We start from the raw sequence: 15,177 nt of genomic DNA, 5'->3' as shown, positions 1-15,177 counted from the left end.
CTACTCCGCCGCGTCGAGGATCGGCGCGATGCGGCGGCTGTCCTCGGTCAGTTCGCGGTATTCCTCCTGCCATTCCGTCGGGCCGTTGGAGGGCGAGATCTGCACCGCCGTCACCTTGTACTCCGGACAGTTCGTCGCCCAGTCCGAGAAGTCGGTGGTGATGACGTTCACCTGCGTCATCGGGTGGTGGAAGGTGGTGTAGACGACGCCGACGGCGACGCGGTCGGTCAGCTTGGCGCGCAGCGAGGTCGAGCCGGCACGGCTGTCGAGCTTCACCCAGTCGCCGTCGCGCACGCCGCGCATCTCGGCGTCGTGCGGATGGATCTCCAGGAGATCCTGGTCATGCCAGACGACGTTGTCGGTGCGCCGCGTCTGCGCGCCGACATTGTACTGCGACAGGATGCGGCCGGTGGTGAGCAGCAGCGGGAAGCGCGGACCGGTGCGCTCGTCGGTCGCGACATATTCGGTGACGACGAAATTGCCCTTGCCGCGCATGAACTCGCCGATGTGCATGGTCGGCGTGCCCTCGGGATGCTCTTCGTTGCAGGGCCACTGCACCGAGCCCTCTTTTTCCAAGAGCGCATAGCTGACATTGGCGAAGGTCGGCGTGACCTTCGAAATCTCGTCCATGATCTCCGAGGGGTGGCTGTAGTTCATGTCCATGCCGATCTCCTGCGCCAGGCGCTGGGTGATCTCCCAGTCGGCATAGCCGGATTTCGGGCTCATCACCTTGCGCACGCGGTTGATGCGGCGCTCGGCATTGGTGAAGGTGCCGTCCTTTTCCAGGAAGGACGAGCCGGGCAGGAAGACGTTGGCGTAGTTCGCCGTCTCGTTCAGGAAGAGGTCCTGGACGATCAAGAGTTCCAGCGCGTCGAGGCCGGCCGAGACGTGCTTGGTGTCGGGATCGGACTGCAGGATGTCCTCGCCCTGGACGTAGAGGCCCTTGAACGTGCCGTCGACGGCGGCGTCGAACATGTTGGGGATGCGCAGGCCCGGCTCGTTGTCGATCTTCACCTTCCACAGGCTCTCGAAGGTCTCGCGGACGTCGTCGCGCGACACGTGGCGGTAGCCGGTGAACTCGTGCGGGAAGGAGCCCATGTCGCAGGCGCCCTGGACATTGTTCTGGCCGCGCAGCGGGTTCACGCCGACGCCGCGCCGGCCGATATTGCCGGTGACCATGGCAAGGTTGGCGATCGCCATGACCGTGGTCGAGCCCTGGCTGTGCTCGGTGACCCCGAGGCCGTAGTAGATCGCGCCGTTGCCGCCGGTGGCGTAGAGGCGCGCGGCCTTGCGCACGAGGTCGGGATCGACGCCAGTGATCTTGGCGACGGCCTCCGGCGAACGGCTTTCGTCGGAAACGAAGGTCGCCCAGTCCTGGAAAGCCTCCCAGTCGCAGCGGTCGCGGATGAACTCCTCGGCCATCAGGCCCTCGGTGACGATGACATGGGCGAGCGCCGTCATCATCGCGACGTTGGTGCCGGGCGTCAGCGGAAGGTGATACTCGGCCTCGACATGCGGGGTGCGGACGAGATCGATGCGGCGGGGATCGATGACGATGAGCTTGGCGCCCTCGCGCAGCCGCTTCTTCATGCGCGAGGCGAAGACCGGATGGCCATCTGTCGGGTTGGCGCCAATGACGAGGATGACGTCGGAATTCTCGACCGAGTCGAAGTCCTGCGTGCCGGCCGAGGTGCCGAAGGCCGTCGACAGGCCGTAGCCGGTCGGCGAGTGGCAGACACGGGCGCAGGTGTCGATGTTGTTGTTGCCGAAGCCGGCGCGCACCAGCTTCTGGACGAGGTAGACCTCCTCGTTGGTGCAGCGCGAGGACGAAATGGCGCCGACCGAACCGCGGCCGTATTTCGCCTGGATTTCCTTGATCTTCGACGCAGCGAAGCCCAGCGCCTCGTCCCAGGAAACTTCGCGCCACTCGTCCTTGTAGGTGGCGCGGATCATGGGCTTCAGGATGCGGTCCTTGTGCGTGGCATAGCCGAGGGCAAAGCGACCCTTGACGCAGCTATGGCCGCGATTGGCCTTGCCGTCCTTGTACGGCACCATGCGCACCAGCTCCTCGCCGCGCATCTCCGCCTTGAACGAGCAGCCGACGCCGCAATAGGCGCAGGTAGTGACGACGGAATGCTCGGGCAGGCCGATCTGGATGACCGACTTCTCCTCCAGCGTCGCCGTCGGGCAGGCCTGGACGCAGGCGCCGCAGGAGACGCATTCGGAGGAAAAGAAATTGTCCGACATCATGCCGGCGGAGACCTGGCTGTCGAAGCCGCGGCCCTCGATGGTCAGCGCGAAGGTGCCCTGCACCTCCTCGCAGGCGCGTACGCAGCGCGAGCAGACGATGCATTTGGCCGGGTCGAACTGAAAATAAGGGTTCGACTGGTCCTTTTCCTTGGCCAGATGGTTCTCGCCGTCATAGCCGTAGCGCACTTCGCGCAGGCCCACTGCGCCCGCCATGTCCTGCAGCTCGCAGTCGCCATTGGCGGCGCAGGTCAAGCAGTCGAGCGGGTGGTCGGAGATGTAGAGCTCCATCACGCCCTTGCGGATGCGCTTCAGCCGCTCGGTCTGGGTGGTGACCGACATGCCCTCCATGGCGGGCGTCGTGCAGGAGGCGGGCGTGCCGTTGCGGCCGGCGATCTCGACGACGCAGATGCGGCAGGAACCGAAGGAATCCAGCATGTCGGTCGCGCAGAGCTTGGGCACCTGGATGCCGGCATCCATGGCGGCGCGCATGATCGACGTGCCCTCGGGCACGCTGACGCGGCGGCCGTCGATGGTGAGCGTCACCTCCTTCTCGGCCTTCGATTTCGGGGTGCCGAAGTCGATTTCCTGGATGAGACTCATGGGTGCATCTCCCCGTGCAAGGGTTGGCGGGCGGACAAAGGGCGAAAGCGCTCGACGGCGCCCCCCTCTGTCCTGCCGGACATCTCCCCCTCAAGGGGGGAGATCATCAGATTAACAAGTGTCGCAGCGTCGTTGGTGGTTGCACCCGCTGCGTTGTGCCGGACCAGTCGATCTCCCCCCTTGAGGGGGAGATGTCCGGCAGGACAGAGGGGGGGTGCGACCGCAGCCATTCCCATTATTCCGCCGCCTCGCGCAGGGGCGCGGGATGGTGGCCGTGGAAATCTTCCGGGAAATGCGTGATGGCGCTCATCACGGGATAGGGCGTGAAGCCGCCGAGCGCGCAGAGCGAGCCGAACTTCATGGTGTTGCAGAGGTCCTCGACCAGCGCGATGTTCTCCGCCGGGCGGTCGCCGGCGATGATCTTCTCGACCGATTCCAGCCCGCGCACCGCGCCGATGCGGCAGGGCGTGCACTTGCCGCAGGATTCGATGGCGCAGAACTCGAAGGCGAAGCGCGCCTGTTTCAGCATGTCGACGCTCTCGTCGAAGACCACCAGCCCGGCATGGCCGATGAGGCCGTCGCGGGCGGCGAAGGCCTCGTAGTCGAACGGCGTGTCGAAGAGCTCGCGCGGAAAATAGGCGCCGAGCGGGCCGCCGACCTGGACCGCCCGGACCGCCCGGCCCGAGGCCGTGCCGCCGCCGATGCCGTCGACGATCTCGCCGAGCGTCAGGCCGAAGGCCGTCTCGTAGAGGCCGCCGAACTTCACATTGCCGGCGATCTGGATCGGGATCGTGCCGCGCGAGCGGCCGGTGCCGAAATTCTTGTACTGCTCGGCGCCCTCGGCGAGGATCACCGGGACCGACGTGATCGAGATGATGTTGTTGATCACCGTCGGGCGGTCCATGAAGCCCTTGTGCGCCGGTAGAGGCGGCTTGGCGCGGACCTGGCCGCGCTTGCCCTCGAGGCTTTCGAGCAGCGCCGTCTCCTCGCCGCAGACATAGGCGCCGGCGCCGACGCGCATCTCGATGTCGAAGGCCGGTCCCGTGCCCATCACCGAGGGGCCGATGATGCCCGCGGCATAGGCGAGCCGGATGGCCTCCTCGACGACGCGGATGGCGATCGGATATTCCGAGCGGGTGTAGACGAAACCCTTCGTCGCCTTCGTGGCGAGGCCGGCGATGATCATGCCCTCGATCAGGCAGAAGGGGTCGCCCTCCATGATCATCCGGTCGGCGAAGGTGCCGGAATCGCCCTCGTCGGCATTGACGACGATGTATTTGCGGTCGGCCTCGGCCTCCAGCACCGTCTTCCACTTCACGCCGGTCGGAAAGCCTGCGCCGCCGCGGCCGCGCAGGCCGGACTGGGTGACTTCACCGACGATCTCCTGCGGCGTCATGGCGAGCGCGCGCTTCAGCCCGTCGAAGCCGCCATGGGCGCGGTAGTCGTCGAGGGACAGGGGATCGATGATGCCGCAGCGCTTGAAGGTCAGACGCGTCTGATTGGCGAGGAAGGGATGCTCCTGGACGTCGCCGATCCGCTTGGGATGATCACCGCCCTCGAGGAAGCCCGCCTTGAGGAGGCCGGCGACGTCGCCCGGCTCGATCGGCCCATAGGCGATGCGGCCCTCGGGCGTCTCGACCTCGACGAGCGGCTCCAGCCAGGCGAGGCCGTGCGACCCGTTGCGCACGATCGTGACGTCGAGATCGGCTTTGGTGATGGCGAGCAGGAATTCGTCGGCGATCTCGTCGGCGCCGCAGGCGACGGCGAAGGAGTCGAGCGGGATGAAGATCCGGGTCACAGGCGGACCTCCTCGACCAGGGCTTCGACCTTGGCCTGCGACAGGCGGGCGACGAGCCTTCCGTCCAGCATGGCCGAGGGAGCGGCCGCGCAGAGGCCGAGGCAGTAGACGGCTTCCAGCGTCACCTGGCCGTCGGCCGAGGTCTCGCCGAACTTGATGCCGAGGGAACGCTCGATCGTATCGGCGATCGCGTCGCTACCCATCGACTGGCAGGCTTCGGCGCGGCAGACCTTCAGCACGTGGCGGCCGTGCGGCTCCTTGCGGAAATCGTGGTAGAAGGAGACCACGCCATGCACCTCGGCGCGCGAGAGATTGAGCGCGGCCGAAATCAGCCGCACGGCCTCCTCGCCGATCTGCCCGAAGCGCGCCTGGAAGGCGTGCAGGATGGGCAGGAGCGGCCCCTCCAGGCCCCGCAATTCATGGATGATCTCGGTCGCGTCCGCGGCGTCGAACGCCGTCTGATAAGTCACGGGTTCCCGCCTCCCTTAGAACCGTTTCAATCAGATGACGCCCATTTCATACATAAATCAATGCGTGACTTCCGTTCGACGATAGAGGATTTCTATCGATCCAGCTTCGCGTCAGCGGCCTCCGACCAGAAGGCCGCCACCAGGGGCGGCCGGGGATCGCGCCGGGCGGCGACAAGGCCGATGCGGTAGGCGGCATCGGGATCGACGATGCGGATGGCGCGCATCGGCTCCCCGAGGCCCAGGATCTCGGCCGAGCGATAGGGCATGATGGTGGCGAAGCGGCCGGTGCGCACATGCGCGATGAGCGCGATCATCGAGTTGGACTCCAGCACGGTCTCGAACCGCGTCCCGGACGAGCCGAGCAGGCCGTTGAGGATCTTGCGATTCTGCATCGTGTTGGAAAGGAGGCACAGGGGAATCGACGCCGCCTCGGACCAGGAGACGGTTTCGTTGTCGGCAAACGGATTGCCGCGCGTCGTCACCAGACAATAGCGTTCGTCGTAGAGCATCTGCTTGTCGATGCGGCCGAGCCGCTCGTCGTCGAGATAGGTGATGCCGAGGTCGATCTCGAAATCCTCGATGCCCTTGATGATCTCCGACGAGGTCTGCGAGACGATCTCGAGGGTGACGCCGGGATGGCGCTCGAAGAAAGGCGTCGTCAGCCGGGAGACGACGGCGAGCGCGGTCGGGATGACGGCGATGCGCAGATGGCCGGAGATGCCGAGCTTCAGCGCGCGGATCTCGTCGTGCATGGTGCGCACGTCCTCGACGATGCGCCGGGCCCAGGCCAAGACGCGCTCGCCCTCCGGCGTGATGCCCTGGAAGCGCGAGCCGCGGTTGACCAGTGTGACGCCGAGACGCTCCTCCAATTGCCTTATCCCGGCCGAGAGCGTGGGCTGCGTCACGCCGAGCCGTTCGGCGGCACGGCCGAAATGGCGTTCCTGGGCGAGGGCGATGAAATATTCGAGCTTGTCGATCATTTGGCAAGCATAGCACCCGGCGCCGCGCCGGCGACAGGTGGCGTCTCCCCCGTGCCGATCCGGAAGGCGCGCCTCGCGGCCCTTCGCAGAAGGCTGTCCAGCCATCGAGCCGCGGCCGCGTTTCCGCGCCGCGTGCCGATCCCGGGACGACCGTCGTCGGCAGCGCGGTGCGGGCCTGACAACAGCGCCTGGCCTCGTCTGGATGCGACAGGCTTGATCGCGAGCCTGCTTCGGCGCTATCGCTGGTTTTTCCGGATCGGCCTGGCGGCGATCCTCTTCGCCGCGCTGAAATGCCTGGCAGGCCCGGGGACCGGCGGCGGCCGAGATGCTTCCCGGGGCCGCCGTTTCCTCCCGACCTTCCGGCGCCCTGCCTTCCCCATCGAGAGCCCGACATGACCGAAAGCCATCTGACCCAGCTCGGCGCCGAGGCGCGGCCTGCCGCCTCGCCGGACGAAGCCGTGCTGGAAACCGTGCCCTACCAGCGCCTGCCCGGACCGCCGACCATCGTGCGCTTTGCCTGCCCGGAATTCACCTCGCTCTGCCCGGTCACCGGCCAGCCCGACTTCGCGCATCTCGTCATCGACTACGCGCCGGATGAAAGACTCGTCGAGTCGAAGTCGCTGAAATTGTTTCTCACCAGCTTCCGCAACCATGGCAGTTTCCATGAGAGCTGCACGGTCGAGGTCGCCCGCCGCATCGTGGAAGTGACGAAGCCGCTTTGGCTGCGGATCGGCGGCTATTGGTACCCGCGCGGCGGCATTCCGATCGACGTGTTCTGGCAGACCGGCGCGCCGCCCGAGGGCGTCTTCCTGCCCGATCAGGGCGTGCCGCCCTATCGGGGCCGCGGCTGATATCAGCAGCGTCAACCGATCCGGCCGTTGATCCCAACGCAACCAAGGCTTACGAGCGTGGCAAAAGCGCACGCCGGCAGGAGACTTCTCATGGAACTCGACTCAATCGAAGATGCGATCGCGGCCATCGCCGCCGGTGAGATGGTCGTGGTCGTCGACGACACGGACCGTGAGAACGAGGGCGATCTGATCATGGCCGCGGCCAAGACGACGCCGGAGAAGATGGCGTTCATGATCCGCCACACCAGCGGCATCATCTGCGCGCCGATGCCGGCCGAGCGGGCCGACGCCCTGAACCTGCCGCCGATGGTCGCCAACAATCTCGACCCGATGCGCACCGCCTTCACCGTCTCGGTCGACTACAAGGTTGGCATGACCACCGGCATTTCCGCCGAGGAGCGCACCAACACGGTGCGGGCGCTCGCCAACGACAACTGCTCGGGCGGCGATTTCCTGCGCCCCGGCCACATTTTTCCGCTGATCGCGCGGGCCGGCGGCGTCTTGACGCGCTCGGGCCATACGGAAGCCGGCTGCGACCTGGCTTCGCTCGCCGGCCTGCCGCCGGTCGGCATCCTCGCCGAAGTGGTCAATGACGACGGCACCGTCAAGCGCCTCGCCGAGCTCATCCCCTTCGCCCGCGAGCACGGGCTGAAGATCATCTCGATCGAGGACCTCATTTCCTACCGCATCCGGCGCGAATCCTTCGTCACCTGCGTGAAAGAGGAGAAGATGCAGATCGCCGGCATGGAAGGCACGATCCGCATCTACGAGACGCCCTTCGACGCCATGCAGCATGTCGTCGCCGTGTTCGGCGAGGTGCGCGGCTGCGAGAAGGTGCCGACCCGCATTCACCGCGAACAGCCGGTGCTCGACCTCTTCGGCCGCACGGAAGCGTCGAAGACCTGGGTCGAGATCGCCGTGGAGACGCTGAAGACACACGGCCGCGGCGTGCTGATGCTGCTGCGCCAGCCCCATGTCGACGATTTCGAGGCCTCGCCGATCGGTGCCGCCGACGCGGTCGAGGCGCCGAGCGACGGCGAGCGGCATGTCAGCGCCCGCGCCCGCATGCGCCGCTGGCGCGAGGTCGGCGTCGGCGCGCAGATCCTGCGCGATCTCGACGTGCGCTCGATCGCCGTCCTCGCCACCGAGGAGCGCTCCTATGTCGGCCTCACCGGCTTCGGCATCGAAGTCGCCGGCACGATCCTCGTCGAGGACTGACGCGGGCCGATTTCCGCTGTGCCGCATGCTTTCGGAGCCCGGCTGATTGGACTCGATCCGGCAGTGAAGGCGGCTTGGAATGGATCCCGGCTCAAGGCCGGGATGACGATCTCCAAACTTCGTCGCCAAGCCGGAATGCGATCGTCTCGCAGATTCGTGGATCGCCCCGCACCGGTACAGGACGATCCAAGACTCCGGACGTCGTCATCCCGGGCTTGACCCGGGATCCGTTCCCAATCGTCTGAGACCGTGGCACCGACATTTCGAGGCCGCCGCCCGAGAGCCAAGCCTATTCCATGTTCGTGTGGTTGGCCCGCATCGTCTCCGGCGTCACGCCGAGGATGTCGCGGATCTTCAGCACCATGATCTCGAAGACGAGGAAAAGCGCGCCCTCGTAGAGCGAGCCCATCGGCAGGACGGAGGTCGCCGCCGCGCCCTGGTCGTTCGCCATGGTCTGGGCCGGGATGGTGAGCACCCTGTCGGCCATGGCCGCGCCCCGGCTCTGAGGCTGCGCGGTGAGGAACAGGATTTTCGCCCCCGCCGCCTTGGCGACGCCCATCAGCGCCAAAGCCGTGGAGATCTCGCCGGGGCCGACGGTGACGAGGAAGAGGTCGCCCTCCCCCAGCGCCGGCATGGTCATGTCGCCGACGACCGCGACATCCAGGCCGAGATGGAAGAGCCGCATGGCAAAGCCCTTGATCTGCAGGCCCTCCCGGCCGCCGCCGAAGACGCCGACGCGGCGCGCGCCGGCGATCATCCGGCAGGCCTCGTCGACGGCCGCATCGTCGATCCGGTCGGCGACGGCGCCGAGTTCCTCAAGGGCAGTGCGGTAGAGGGTCATGTCGGATTTTCCTTTGTCAGTGGGCGGGTTCGCACGGCTGGGCTGGATCGATGGGCGCTGCTTTCCCGTAAGCCTGCCTTTCCTCGAAGTGCGAACGCTTCCCTGGTCCTCATCCTGAGCTTGTCGAAGGGCGAGGACCACGCAGGGCGCGTCCCCGTGGTGCCGACCCCTCGTGGTTCGACAGGCTCACCATGAGGGATGAAAGCGGGAGCTCACTCATTCACACGATCCCGCCGCCCGTTCCCCGGACCGCCGGCCGCTCGGCGGCGACCTTCGCGCGGTAGCCGCTCGCGCGGTAGGCGCCGATGGGGTCGATGGCGCCGCCGGCCTTCAGCCGTGCCAAAGCGAGGATGGGCTCGACATCGGTGCGAAACGCCTGCTTCAGCGTCTCGGACGCCATCAGCGCATCGTTGTCGTCCTGATAACCGTGCAGAGCGGCGCGGTCGACGAGAAGCGCCTGCGCATAGGCGCGGCGGACCTCGCCGGCCGAGCGGATCAGGCTCTCGATCGGGTCGGTGACATTGTGCGACTGGTCGAGCATGTGGGCGGGTCGCAGCGCCGCGACGCGATCTTCCGCCTCGACGAGTTCGTTGAAGACGAGGAACAGCCGGAAGGGATCGATCGAGCCGGCATCGAGATCGTCGTCGCCATAGCGCGAATCGTTGAAGTGAAATCCGCCGAGCTTTCCCGCCTTGATAAGCCGGCTGACTATCTGCTCGATATTGACGTTCGGCGCGTGGTGGCCGAGGTCGACGAGGCAGAAGGCTTTCGGTCCGAGCTCCGTCGCCGCGAGGTAGCTCGTGCCCCAGTCCTGCACCACCGTCGAATAGAAGGCCGGCTCGTACATCTTGTGCTCGGCAAAGATCCGCCAGTCCGCGGGCAGTCTCGCGGTGATCGCCTTCATCGACTGGAGATAGCGGTCGAAGGCGCGGCCGAGGTCGGACTGGCCGGCAAAGTTCGAGCCGTCGGCGATCCAGACCGTCAGCGCGGTGGAACCGAGCGCGGTGCCGATCTCGACCGTCTCGAGATTGTGGTCCACCGCCTGCGCCCGCACCGCGGCGTCGGCATGGCTGAGTGAGCCGAACTTGTAGGAAAGCGGCTGCTTCGGATCGTGCGGATGATCCTGAAAGGTGTTGGAGTTCACCGCGTCGAAGACGAGGCCAAGGCCTTGCGCCTTCGCCTTCAGTTCGGCCGGATCGGCCTTGTCCCAGGGAAAGTGCAGCGAGACGCCGGGGGTCGCCCGCCCGAGCTGCTGGATCACCGCGCAGTCGTCCAGTTTCTCGAAAATGCCGCGCGGCTCGCCTGGGCCGGGAAAGCGGGCAAAGCGCGTGCCGCCGGTGCCGACGCCCCAGGACGGCAGCGCGACGTGGAAGGAAGCGACCTTGGCCGTCACCGCGTCGATCGAGAGCCCACGCCGCGCCAACTGATGACCGAGCGCGGCATAGTCGGCGGTCAGCGCCGCGTCGTGGCGGGCATTGTCGTCGTCGATGATCTCCGGATCGATCGGCAGTTCCAGCATTCAGCGTCTCCCCTTGCCTCGACGTTTCTTGCGTCCGTCGTCTCAACGGTGACGGCAAGCGCCCCCTACCGCGTAAAACTCTGCGCGTTGCCGGCATCGACGTTGACGATGTTGCCGGTCGATTTCGCCGACTGGTCGCCGGCGAGAAAGTAGACGGCCTCGGCGATGTCGGCGGGCAGCACCGAGCGCTTCAGCATGGAGCGCTTGCGGTAGTGCTCCTCGAGCTCCCCCGGCGCCATGTTGTAGGCGGCGGCGCGCTGCTCGCGCCATTCGCCGGTCCAGATCTTCGAGCCCTGCAGCACCGCGTCGGGGTTGACCGTGTTGACGCGGATGCCGGCGTCCGCCCCTTCCAGCGCGAGGCATCTTGCGAGATGGATCTCGGCGGCCTTGGCGGTGCAGTAGGCGGCGGCGTTCGGCGAGGCGGCAAGGCCGTTCTTGGAGGCGATGAAGACCACGGCGCCGCCGAGTTTCTGCCGGCGGAACAGCCGGAAGGCTTCGCGCGAGACGAGAAAATAGCCGGTGGCAAGAATGTCGATGTTGCGGTTCCACATCGACAGTTCCGTCTCTTCGATCGGCGCCGAGGAGGAGATGCCGGCATTGGAGACGAGGATGTCGACGCCGCCGTATTCGGCGCTGGCCTCGGCGAAGGCGGCGGCGACCGCCGTCTCGTCGGTGACGTTCATGGTCACGGTGCGGACCTGGTCGACACCGTAGGCCTCGGCGAACTTTACCCGCGTCTCGACCAGCGCGGTCTCGTCGATGTCGGCGAGGACGACGCAGGCGCCTTCCGCCAGGAGCCGTGCCGCCGTCGCCCTTCCGATGCCGCCGGCGCCGCCGGTGATGAAGGCGACGCGCCCGGCGAGAGGCTTTGGCTTCGGCATGCGCTGGAGTTTGGCCTCCTCCAGGAGCCAGTATTCGATGTCGAAAGCCTCCTGCTCGGGGAGGCCCTCATAGGTGTCGACCGCGGAGGCGCCGCGCATGACGTTGATGGCGTTGACGTAGAATTCGGCGGCGATGCGCGCGGTCGCCTTGTCCCGGGCGAAGGTGATCATGCCGACGCCGGGGACGAGGTAGACGACCGCGTTGGGATCGCGCATGGCCGGGCTGCCCTCGTGCCGGCAGCGCTTGTAATAGGCGGCGTAACCCTCGCGATAGGCGGCGACCGCCGCGTCGAGGCCGGCGACGAGGGTTCCGACGTCGCCCATGGCGGGATTGAAGTCGAGGACCAGCGGCCGGATCTTGGTGCGCAGAAAATGGTCGGGACAGGAGGTGCCGAGCGGCGCGAGGCGGCCGAGGTCGTGCGAGCCGACGAAGTCGAGCACGGCCGGCTGATCGTCGAAATGGCCGATCTTGCGCTCGTCGGCGCCGATCCGGGCGCGGATCTCCGGCATCAGCCGGGCGGCCAGAGCGCGGCGCTCGCCCGGCGGCAGTAGCTGCAGCCTCGGGCCGCCGAAGGCGGGCTTGCCCCGTGTCTCCTCGGCGAACCAGGTGATCGCCTTGTTGATGATGCGGATCGTCGTCGCGTAGCAGTCCTCGGCCGTGTCGCCCCAGGTGAACAGGCCGTGGCTGCCGAGGACGACGCCCTTGGCCTCCGGATTCTCGGCGGCGAAACGCGCCAGGTCGAGGCCGAGCTGGAAGCCGGGCCGGCGCCAGGGCAGCCAGCCGATCTCCTCGCCGAAAACCTTCTGCGTGATCGAGCGGCTGTTTTGCGTCGCGGCGATGGCGATCACGGCGTCGGGGTGCATGTGATCGACATGCCGGTAGGGCAGAAAAGCATGCAGCGGCGTGTCGATCGAGGCGGCGCGGGCGTTGAGGTTGAAGGTGCAGTGCGGCAGGAGGGCGACCATCTCGTCCTCGTGCGCCTCGCCGCGGTAGAGGACGCGCAGGGCTTCGAGCCTGTCCTGATAAAGCGTGGCGAAACCGTCGCGCTTCATGGTGCCGACGTCGCCGCCGGAGCCCTTGACCCAGAGCACCGTCACATCGGCGCCGGTCAGCGGATCGCGCTCGGCGACCTTGGCCGAGGTGTTGCCGCCGCCGTAATTGGTGATGCGCTTGTCGCTGCCGAGAAGGTTGGAGCGGTAGAGCAGGCGGCCGGCCTCGTCGAGCGCCCCGGCCGCCTCCCGGTCCCAGAGGTTTTCCAGGAGCGTTTCCGCCATCGCCATGTCCCTCGTTCCCGTCCCCGCGCCTTGGCCCCCGACCGTCCGCGCCCCGTGAACCTGCCGACGCGGCGGAAACCTGTCAATGCCATATCGTCATATCCGGTCATTGTGCGATGCGACATGACGAGATATGATCATTCTTGATTGACATGACGCTGCCCTGCGGATGTACTCGGGATGGGAGGCGCAGGATGCACGAACGCGAACGCCACAGGATCATGCTCAGCGCGGTGCAGGCGCGGCCCGTGGTCACCGTGCAGGAATTCGCCGCTTTGACCGACGCCTCCGAGGCGACGATCCGCCGGGACATCGCGACGCTGGCGCTGCAGAAACGGCTGCGCAAGGTGCGCGGCGGCGCCGAGGCGCTCTCGGCCTCGCCCTTCGGCGCCGTCTCCGGCCCCTCCTTCGAGGCCTCGCAGGGGCTGAACGCGGTGCAGAAGCGCGCCATCGCCCGGGAGGCGGCGCTGCTGTGCTCGGACGGCGACGCGATCATCATCAACGGCGGCACGACGACCTTCCAGATGGTGCACATGCTGACCAGTCTCCGGCTGCAGGTGCTGACCAATTCCTTCCCGATCGCCGGCCATCTCGTGAAGCACTCGAAATGCACCGTGCTGACGCCAGCGGGGGCGATCTACCGGGAACAGGGGCTGATCCTCTCGCCGTTCATCGACGACGGCATCGCGCATTTCCGGGCCCGGCGGATGTTCCTGGGCGCGCAGGGCGTCTCCACCCACGGCATCGCCGAGGCCGACCCGCTGCTGATCCAGTCGGAACAGCGGCTGATGCGGCAGGCCGACGAGATCGTCGTCATGGTCGACGCCTCGAAATTCAAGGGCCGGTCGTCGATGATCGTCGTCCCGCTCGACCGGGTCGGGGTGGTCATCACCGACGAGGGCGTGGCGGATGCCGACGCGGCGATGATCGAGGCGGCCGGCATCAGGCTGATCGTCGCCCGGTCGGAGCGCACGGAAGGGGTCAGCGATGTCGCCTGAGCCCCGCGCGCCCCTCGCCGCCTCGTCGGCGGCCATCCCGCCGGCGCCGCGCTTCGTCGCCGTCATCGACATCGGCAAGACCAATGCCAAGCTGGTGCTGCACGACCTCGAGAAAGCGAGGGATCGCGATGTCCGCAGCATTCCCAACCGGGTGCTGACCGACGGTCCCTATCCGCATGCCGACGTCGAGGGGCTCTCGGCCTTCATTCTCGACGGTCTGGACGCCTTTGCCGGCGCCGGCCCGCTCGACGCGATCTCGATCACCACGCACGGCGCCGCCTGCGCCCTCGTCGACGCGGAGGGGCTGGTGCTGCCGGTGCTCGACTACGAGCACGACCTCGCCGGCCCCATCAGCGACGACTACGAGGCACTCCGGCCCGATTTCGCCGAGACGCAGTCGCCCCGGCTGCCGAAGGGGCTCAACGTCGGCAACCAGCTCTACTGGCTGCAGCGACGCTTTCCCTCAGCTTTCGGCCGCGCGACGCATTTCCTGACCTATCCGCAGTACTGGGCCTTCCGGCTGACGGGCGTCGCGGCCTGCGAGATCACCTCGCTCGGCTGCCACACCGATCTCTGGAACCCGGCGGCCGGCGACGTCTCCTCGCTGGTCGATCGTCTGGGCTGGCGGTCCCTGTTTGCGCCGATGCGCTCCGCCTTCGACGTCCTCGGCAGCCTGCGGCCCGACATCGCCGCCGCGATCGGGCTGGCGCCCGGCCGGCAGCTGCCGGTCTTCTGCGGCATCCACGATTCCAACGCCTCGCTGCTGCCGCACCTCCTCTCGCGGGAGGCGCCGTTCTCGGTCGTGTCGACCGGCACCTGGATCGTCAGTTTCGCCGTCGGCGGCAAGCCCACAGCGCTCGATCCGGCGCGGGACACGCTGGTCAATGTCGACGCCTTCGCGCGGCCGACGCCGTCTGCCATGTTCATGGGCGGCCGCGAGTTCGACCTCTTGACCCGGGGCGCGGCCGACGAGCCCGACGACGCCTGTGTCGCCGCCCTTGTCGCACGCCAGGTGATGGCCCTTCCGGGATTCGTGCCGGGCACCGGCCCGTTCCCGGCGAGCGAGGGCTGTTGGAGCGAGGACCCGGACAGCCTGTCGCCGGCCGAGCGCTCGGCCGTCGCCAGCCTCTACGCGGCGCTGATGGTGGACACCGTGCTCGGTCTCATCGGCGGCGACGGCCCGACGGTGGTCGAAGGACCGTTCGCGCGCAACGGCGTCTTCCTCGATACCCTCGCCGCCCTCACCGGGCGGCCCGTGATCGCCTCGGCCGGCGTCACCGGCACCAGCGCGGGCGCGGCCCTGCTCGCCCGGGGCAGCCAGCACGAACGCCGCGAATTGAGCGGCGGACAACGGCGCGGGGAGAAGACCGACCCTGCCCTTCTCGACTATGCTGCGGTCTGGCGGCGACGCGCGGCCAGCGCCGTGTCGCCCGCCGCGACCGCCAGTACTTTCCTGCCGCCCCGGACAAGCCAGCGGCCGAACATCGGATGATCGA

At 67.5% G+C, this 15,177-nt stretch carries 12 protein-coding genes; 5 read left to right on the top strand and 7 right to left on the bottom strand.

What is annotated here, in order from left to right:
* The 4 genes from fdhF to IEX88_RS05800 all read right to left on the bottom strand — a co-directional run bounded on the left by fdhF (position 1) and on the right by IEX88_RS05800 (position 6,098).
* Positions 1 to 2,850 (bottom strand): formate dehydrogenase subunit alpha, encoded by a 2,850-nt coding sequence (gene fdhF / locus IEX88_RS05815; protein WP_188849624.1) that lies wholly within the window; start codon positions 2,848 to 2,850, stop codon positions 1 to 3.
* 235 nt (positions 2,851 to 3,085) lie between these two features.
* Positions 3,086 to 4,648: a formate dehydrogenase beta subunit gene (locus tag IEX88_RS05810; RefSeq protein ID WP_244639868.1), complete on the bottom strand. Its 1,563-nt coding sequence runs from the start codon at positions 4,646 to 4,648 to the stop codon at positions 3,086 to 3,088.
* Complete coding sequence (locus tag IEX88_RS05805; RefSeq protein ID WP_188849623.1) at positions 4,645 to 5,118, bottom strand: formate dehydrogenase subunit gamma; 474 nt, start codon at positions 5,116 to 5,118, stop codon at positions 4,645 to 4,647. The genes IEX88_RS05810 and IEX88_RS05805 overlap by 4 nt, the downstream gene beginning before the upstream one ends.
* A 92-nt stretch (positions 5,119 to 5,210) precedes the next feature.
* Entirely contained in the window at positions 5,211 to 6,098 is an 888-nt protein-coding gene (locus IEX88_RS05800; RefSeq protein ID WP_188849622.1) for a LysR family transcriptional regulator, read from the bottom strand.
* A gap of 213 nt (positions 6,099 to 6,311) precedes the next feature.
* On the opposite strand from IEX88_RS05800, the gene IEX88_RS05795 reads away from it, so the two are divergent.
* The 3 genes from IEX88_RS05795 to ribB all read left to right on the top strand — a co-directional run bounded on the left by IEX88_RS05795 (position 6,312) and on the right by ribB (position 8,167).
* The gene (locus tag IEX88_RS05795; protein ID WP_188849621.1) at positions 6,312 to 6,494 is read left to right on the top strand and encodes a hypothetical protein; all 183 of its coding nucleotides are present in this window, start codon (positions 6,312 to 6,314) and stop codon (positions 6,492 to 6,494) included.
* Positions 6,491 to 6,949, top strand: coding sequence for a preQ(1) synthase (gene queF, locus IEX88_RS05790; RefSeq protein WP_188849620.1), 459 nt, complete (start codon positions 6,491 to 6,493; stop codon positions 6,947 to 6,949). Before IEX88_RS05795 ends, queF begins: the two co-directional genes overlap by 4 nt.
* Positions 6,950 to 7,039: 90 nt before the next feature.
* Positions 7,040 to 8,167, top strand: coding sequence for a 3,4-dihydroxy-2-butanone-4-phosphate synthase (gene ribB, locus IEX88_RS05785; RefSeq protein WP_188849619.1), 1,128 nt, complete (start codon positions 7,040 to 7,042; stop codon positions 8,165 to 8,167).
* 289 nt (positions 8,168 to 8,456) lie between these two features.
* Here ribB and IEX88_RS05780 read toward each other — a convergent pair whose 3' ends face one another.
* The 3 genes from IEX88_RS05780 to IEX88_RS05770 all read right to left on the bottom strand — a co-directional run bounded on the left by IEX88_RS05780 (position 8,457) and on the right by IEX88_RS05770 (position 12,689).
* A complete protein-coding gene (locus IEX88_RS05780; RefSeq protein ID WP_188849618.1) occupies positions 8,457 to 9,008 on the bottom strand; it encodes an SIS domain-containing protein in 552 nt (183 codons plus the stop codon).
* Between the two features lie 220 nt (positions 9,009 to 9,228).
* Positions 9,229 to 10,527, bottom strand: a complete 1,299-nt coding sequence (gene rhaI, locus IEX88_RS05775; RefSeq protein ID WP_188849617.1) for an L-rhamnose catabolism isomerase — start codon at positions 10,525 to 10,527, stop codon at positions 9,229 to 9,231.
* Between the two features lie 65 nt (positions 10,528 to 10,592).
* A complete protein-coding gene (locus IEX88_RS05770) occupies positions 10,593 to 12,689 on the bottom strand; it encodes a bifunctional rhamnulose-1-phosphate aldolase/short-chain dehydrogenase (RefSeq protein WP_373289550.1) in 2,097 nt (698 codons plus the stop codon).
* A gap of 188 nt (positions 12,690 to 12,877) precedes the next feature.
* On the opposite strand from IEX88_RS05770, the gene IEX88_RS05765 reads away from it, so the two are divergent.
* Positions 12,878 to 13,681, top strand: a complete 804-nt coding sequence (locus tag IEX88_RS05765) for a DeoR/GlpR family DNA-binding transcription regulator (protein ID WP_188849615.1) — start codon at positions 12,878 to 12,880, stop codon at positions 13,679 to 13,681.
* Complete coding sequence (locus IEX88_RS05760) at positions 13,671 to 15,173, top strand: FGGY-family carbohydrate kinase (RefSeq protein WP_188849614.1); 1,503 nt, start codon at positions 13,671 to 13,673, stop codon at positions 15,171 to 15,173. Before IEX88_RS05765 ends, IEX88_RS05760 begins: the two co-directional genes overlap by 11 nt.
* Positions 15,174 to 15,177: the final 4 nt, after the last annotated feature.

Source organism: Aureimonas glaciei (assembly GCF_014643375.1).
GTDB classification, from domain to species: Bacteria; Pseudomonadota; Alphaproteobacteria; order Rhizobiales; family Rhizobiaceae; genus Plantimonas; species Plantimonas glaciei.
The sequence above is the reverse complement of the archived record's forward strand: the minus strand, read 5'-3'. Positions and strand labels throughout refer to the sequence as shown.

Excerpts from the sequence above, each read along its gene's own strand:
- fdhF (WP_188849624.1), bottom strand. The coding sequence starts at position 2,850 with ATGAGTCTCATCCAGGAAATCGACTTCGGCACCCCGAAATCGAAGGCC.
- IEX88_RS05800 (WP_188849622.1), bottom strand. The coding sequence starts at position 6,098 with ATGATCGACAAGCTCGAATATTTCATCGCCCTCGCCCAGGAACGCCAT.
- queF (WP_188849620.1), top strand. The coding sequence starts at position 6,491 with ATGACCGAAAGCCATCTGACCCAGCTCGGCGCCGAGGCGCGGCCTGCC.
- ribB (WP_188849619.1), top strand. The coding sequence starts at position 7,040 with ATGGAACTCGACTCAATCGAAGATGCGATCGCGGCCATCGCCGCCGGT.
- IEX88_RS05780 (WP_188849618.1), bottom strand. The coding sequence starts at position 9,008 with ATGACCCTCTACCGCACTGCCCTTGAGGAACTCGGCGCCGTCGCCGAC.
- rhaI (WP_188849617.1), bottom strand. The coding sequence starts at position 10,527 with ATGCTGGAACTGCCGATCGATCCGGAGATCATCGACGACGACAATGCC.
- IEX88_RS05770 (WP_373289550.1), bottom strand. The coding sequence starts at position 12,689 with ATGGCGATGGCGGAAACGCTCCTGGAAAACCTCTGGGACCGGGAGGCG.
- IEX88_RS05765 (WP_188849615.1), top strand. The coding sequence starts at position 12,878 with ATGCACGAACGCGAACGCCACAGGATCATGCTCAGCGCGGTGCAGGCG.
- IEX88_RS05760 (WP_188849614.1), top strand. The coding sequence starts at position 13,671 with ATGTCGCCTGAGCCCCGCGCGCCCCTCGCCGCCTCGTCGGCGGCCATC.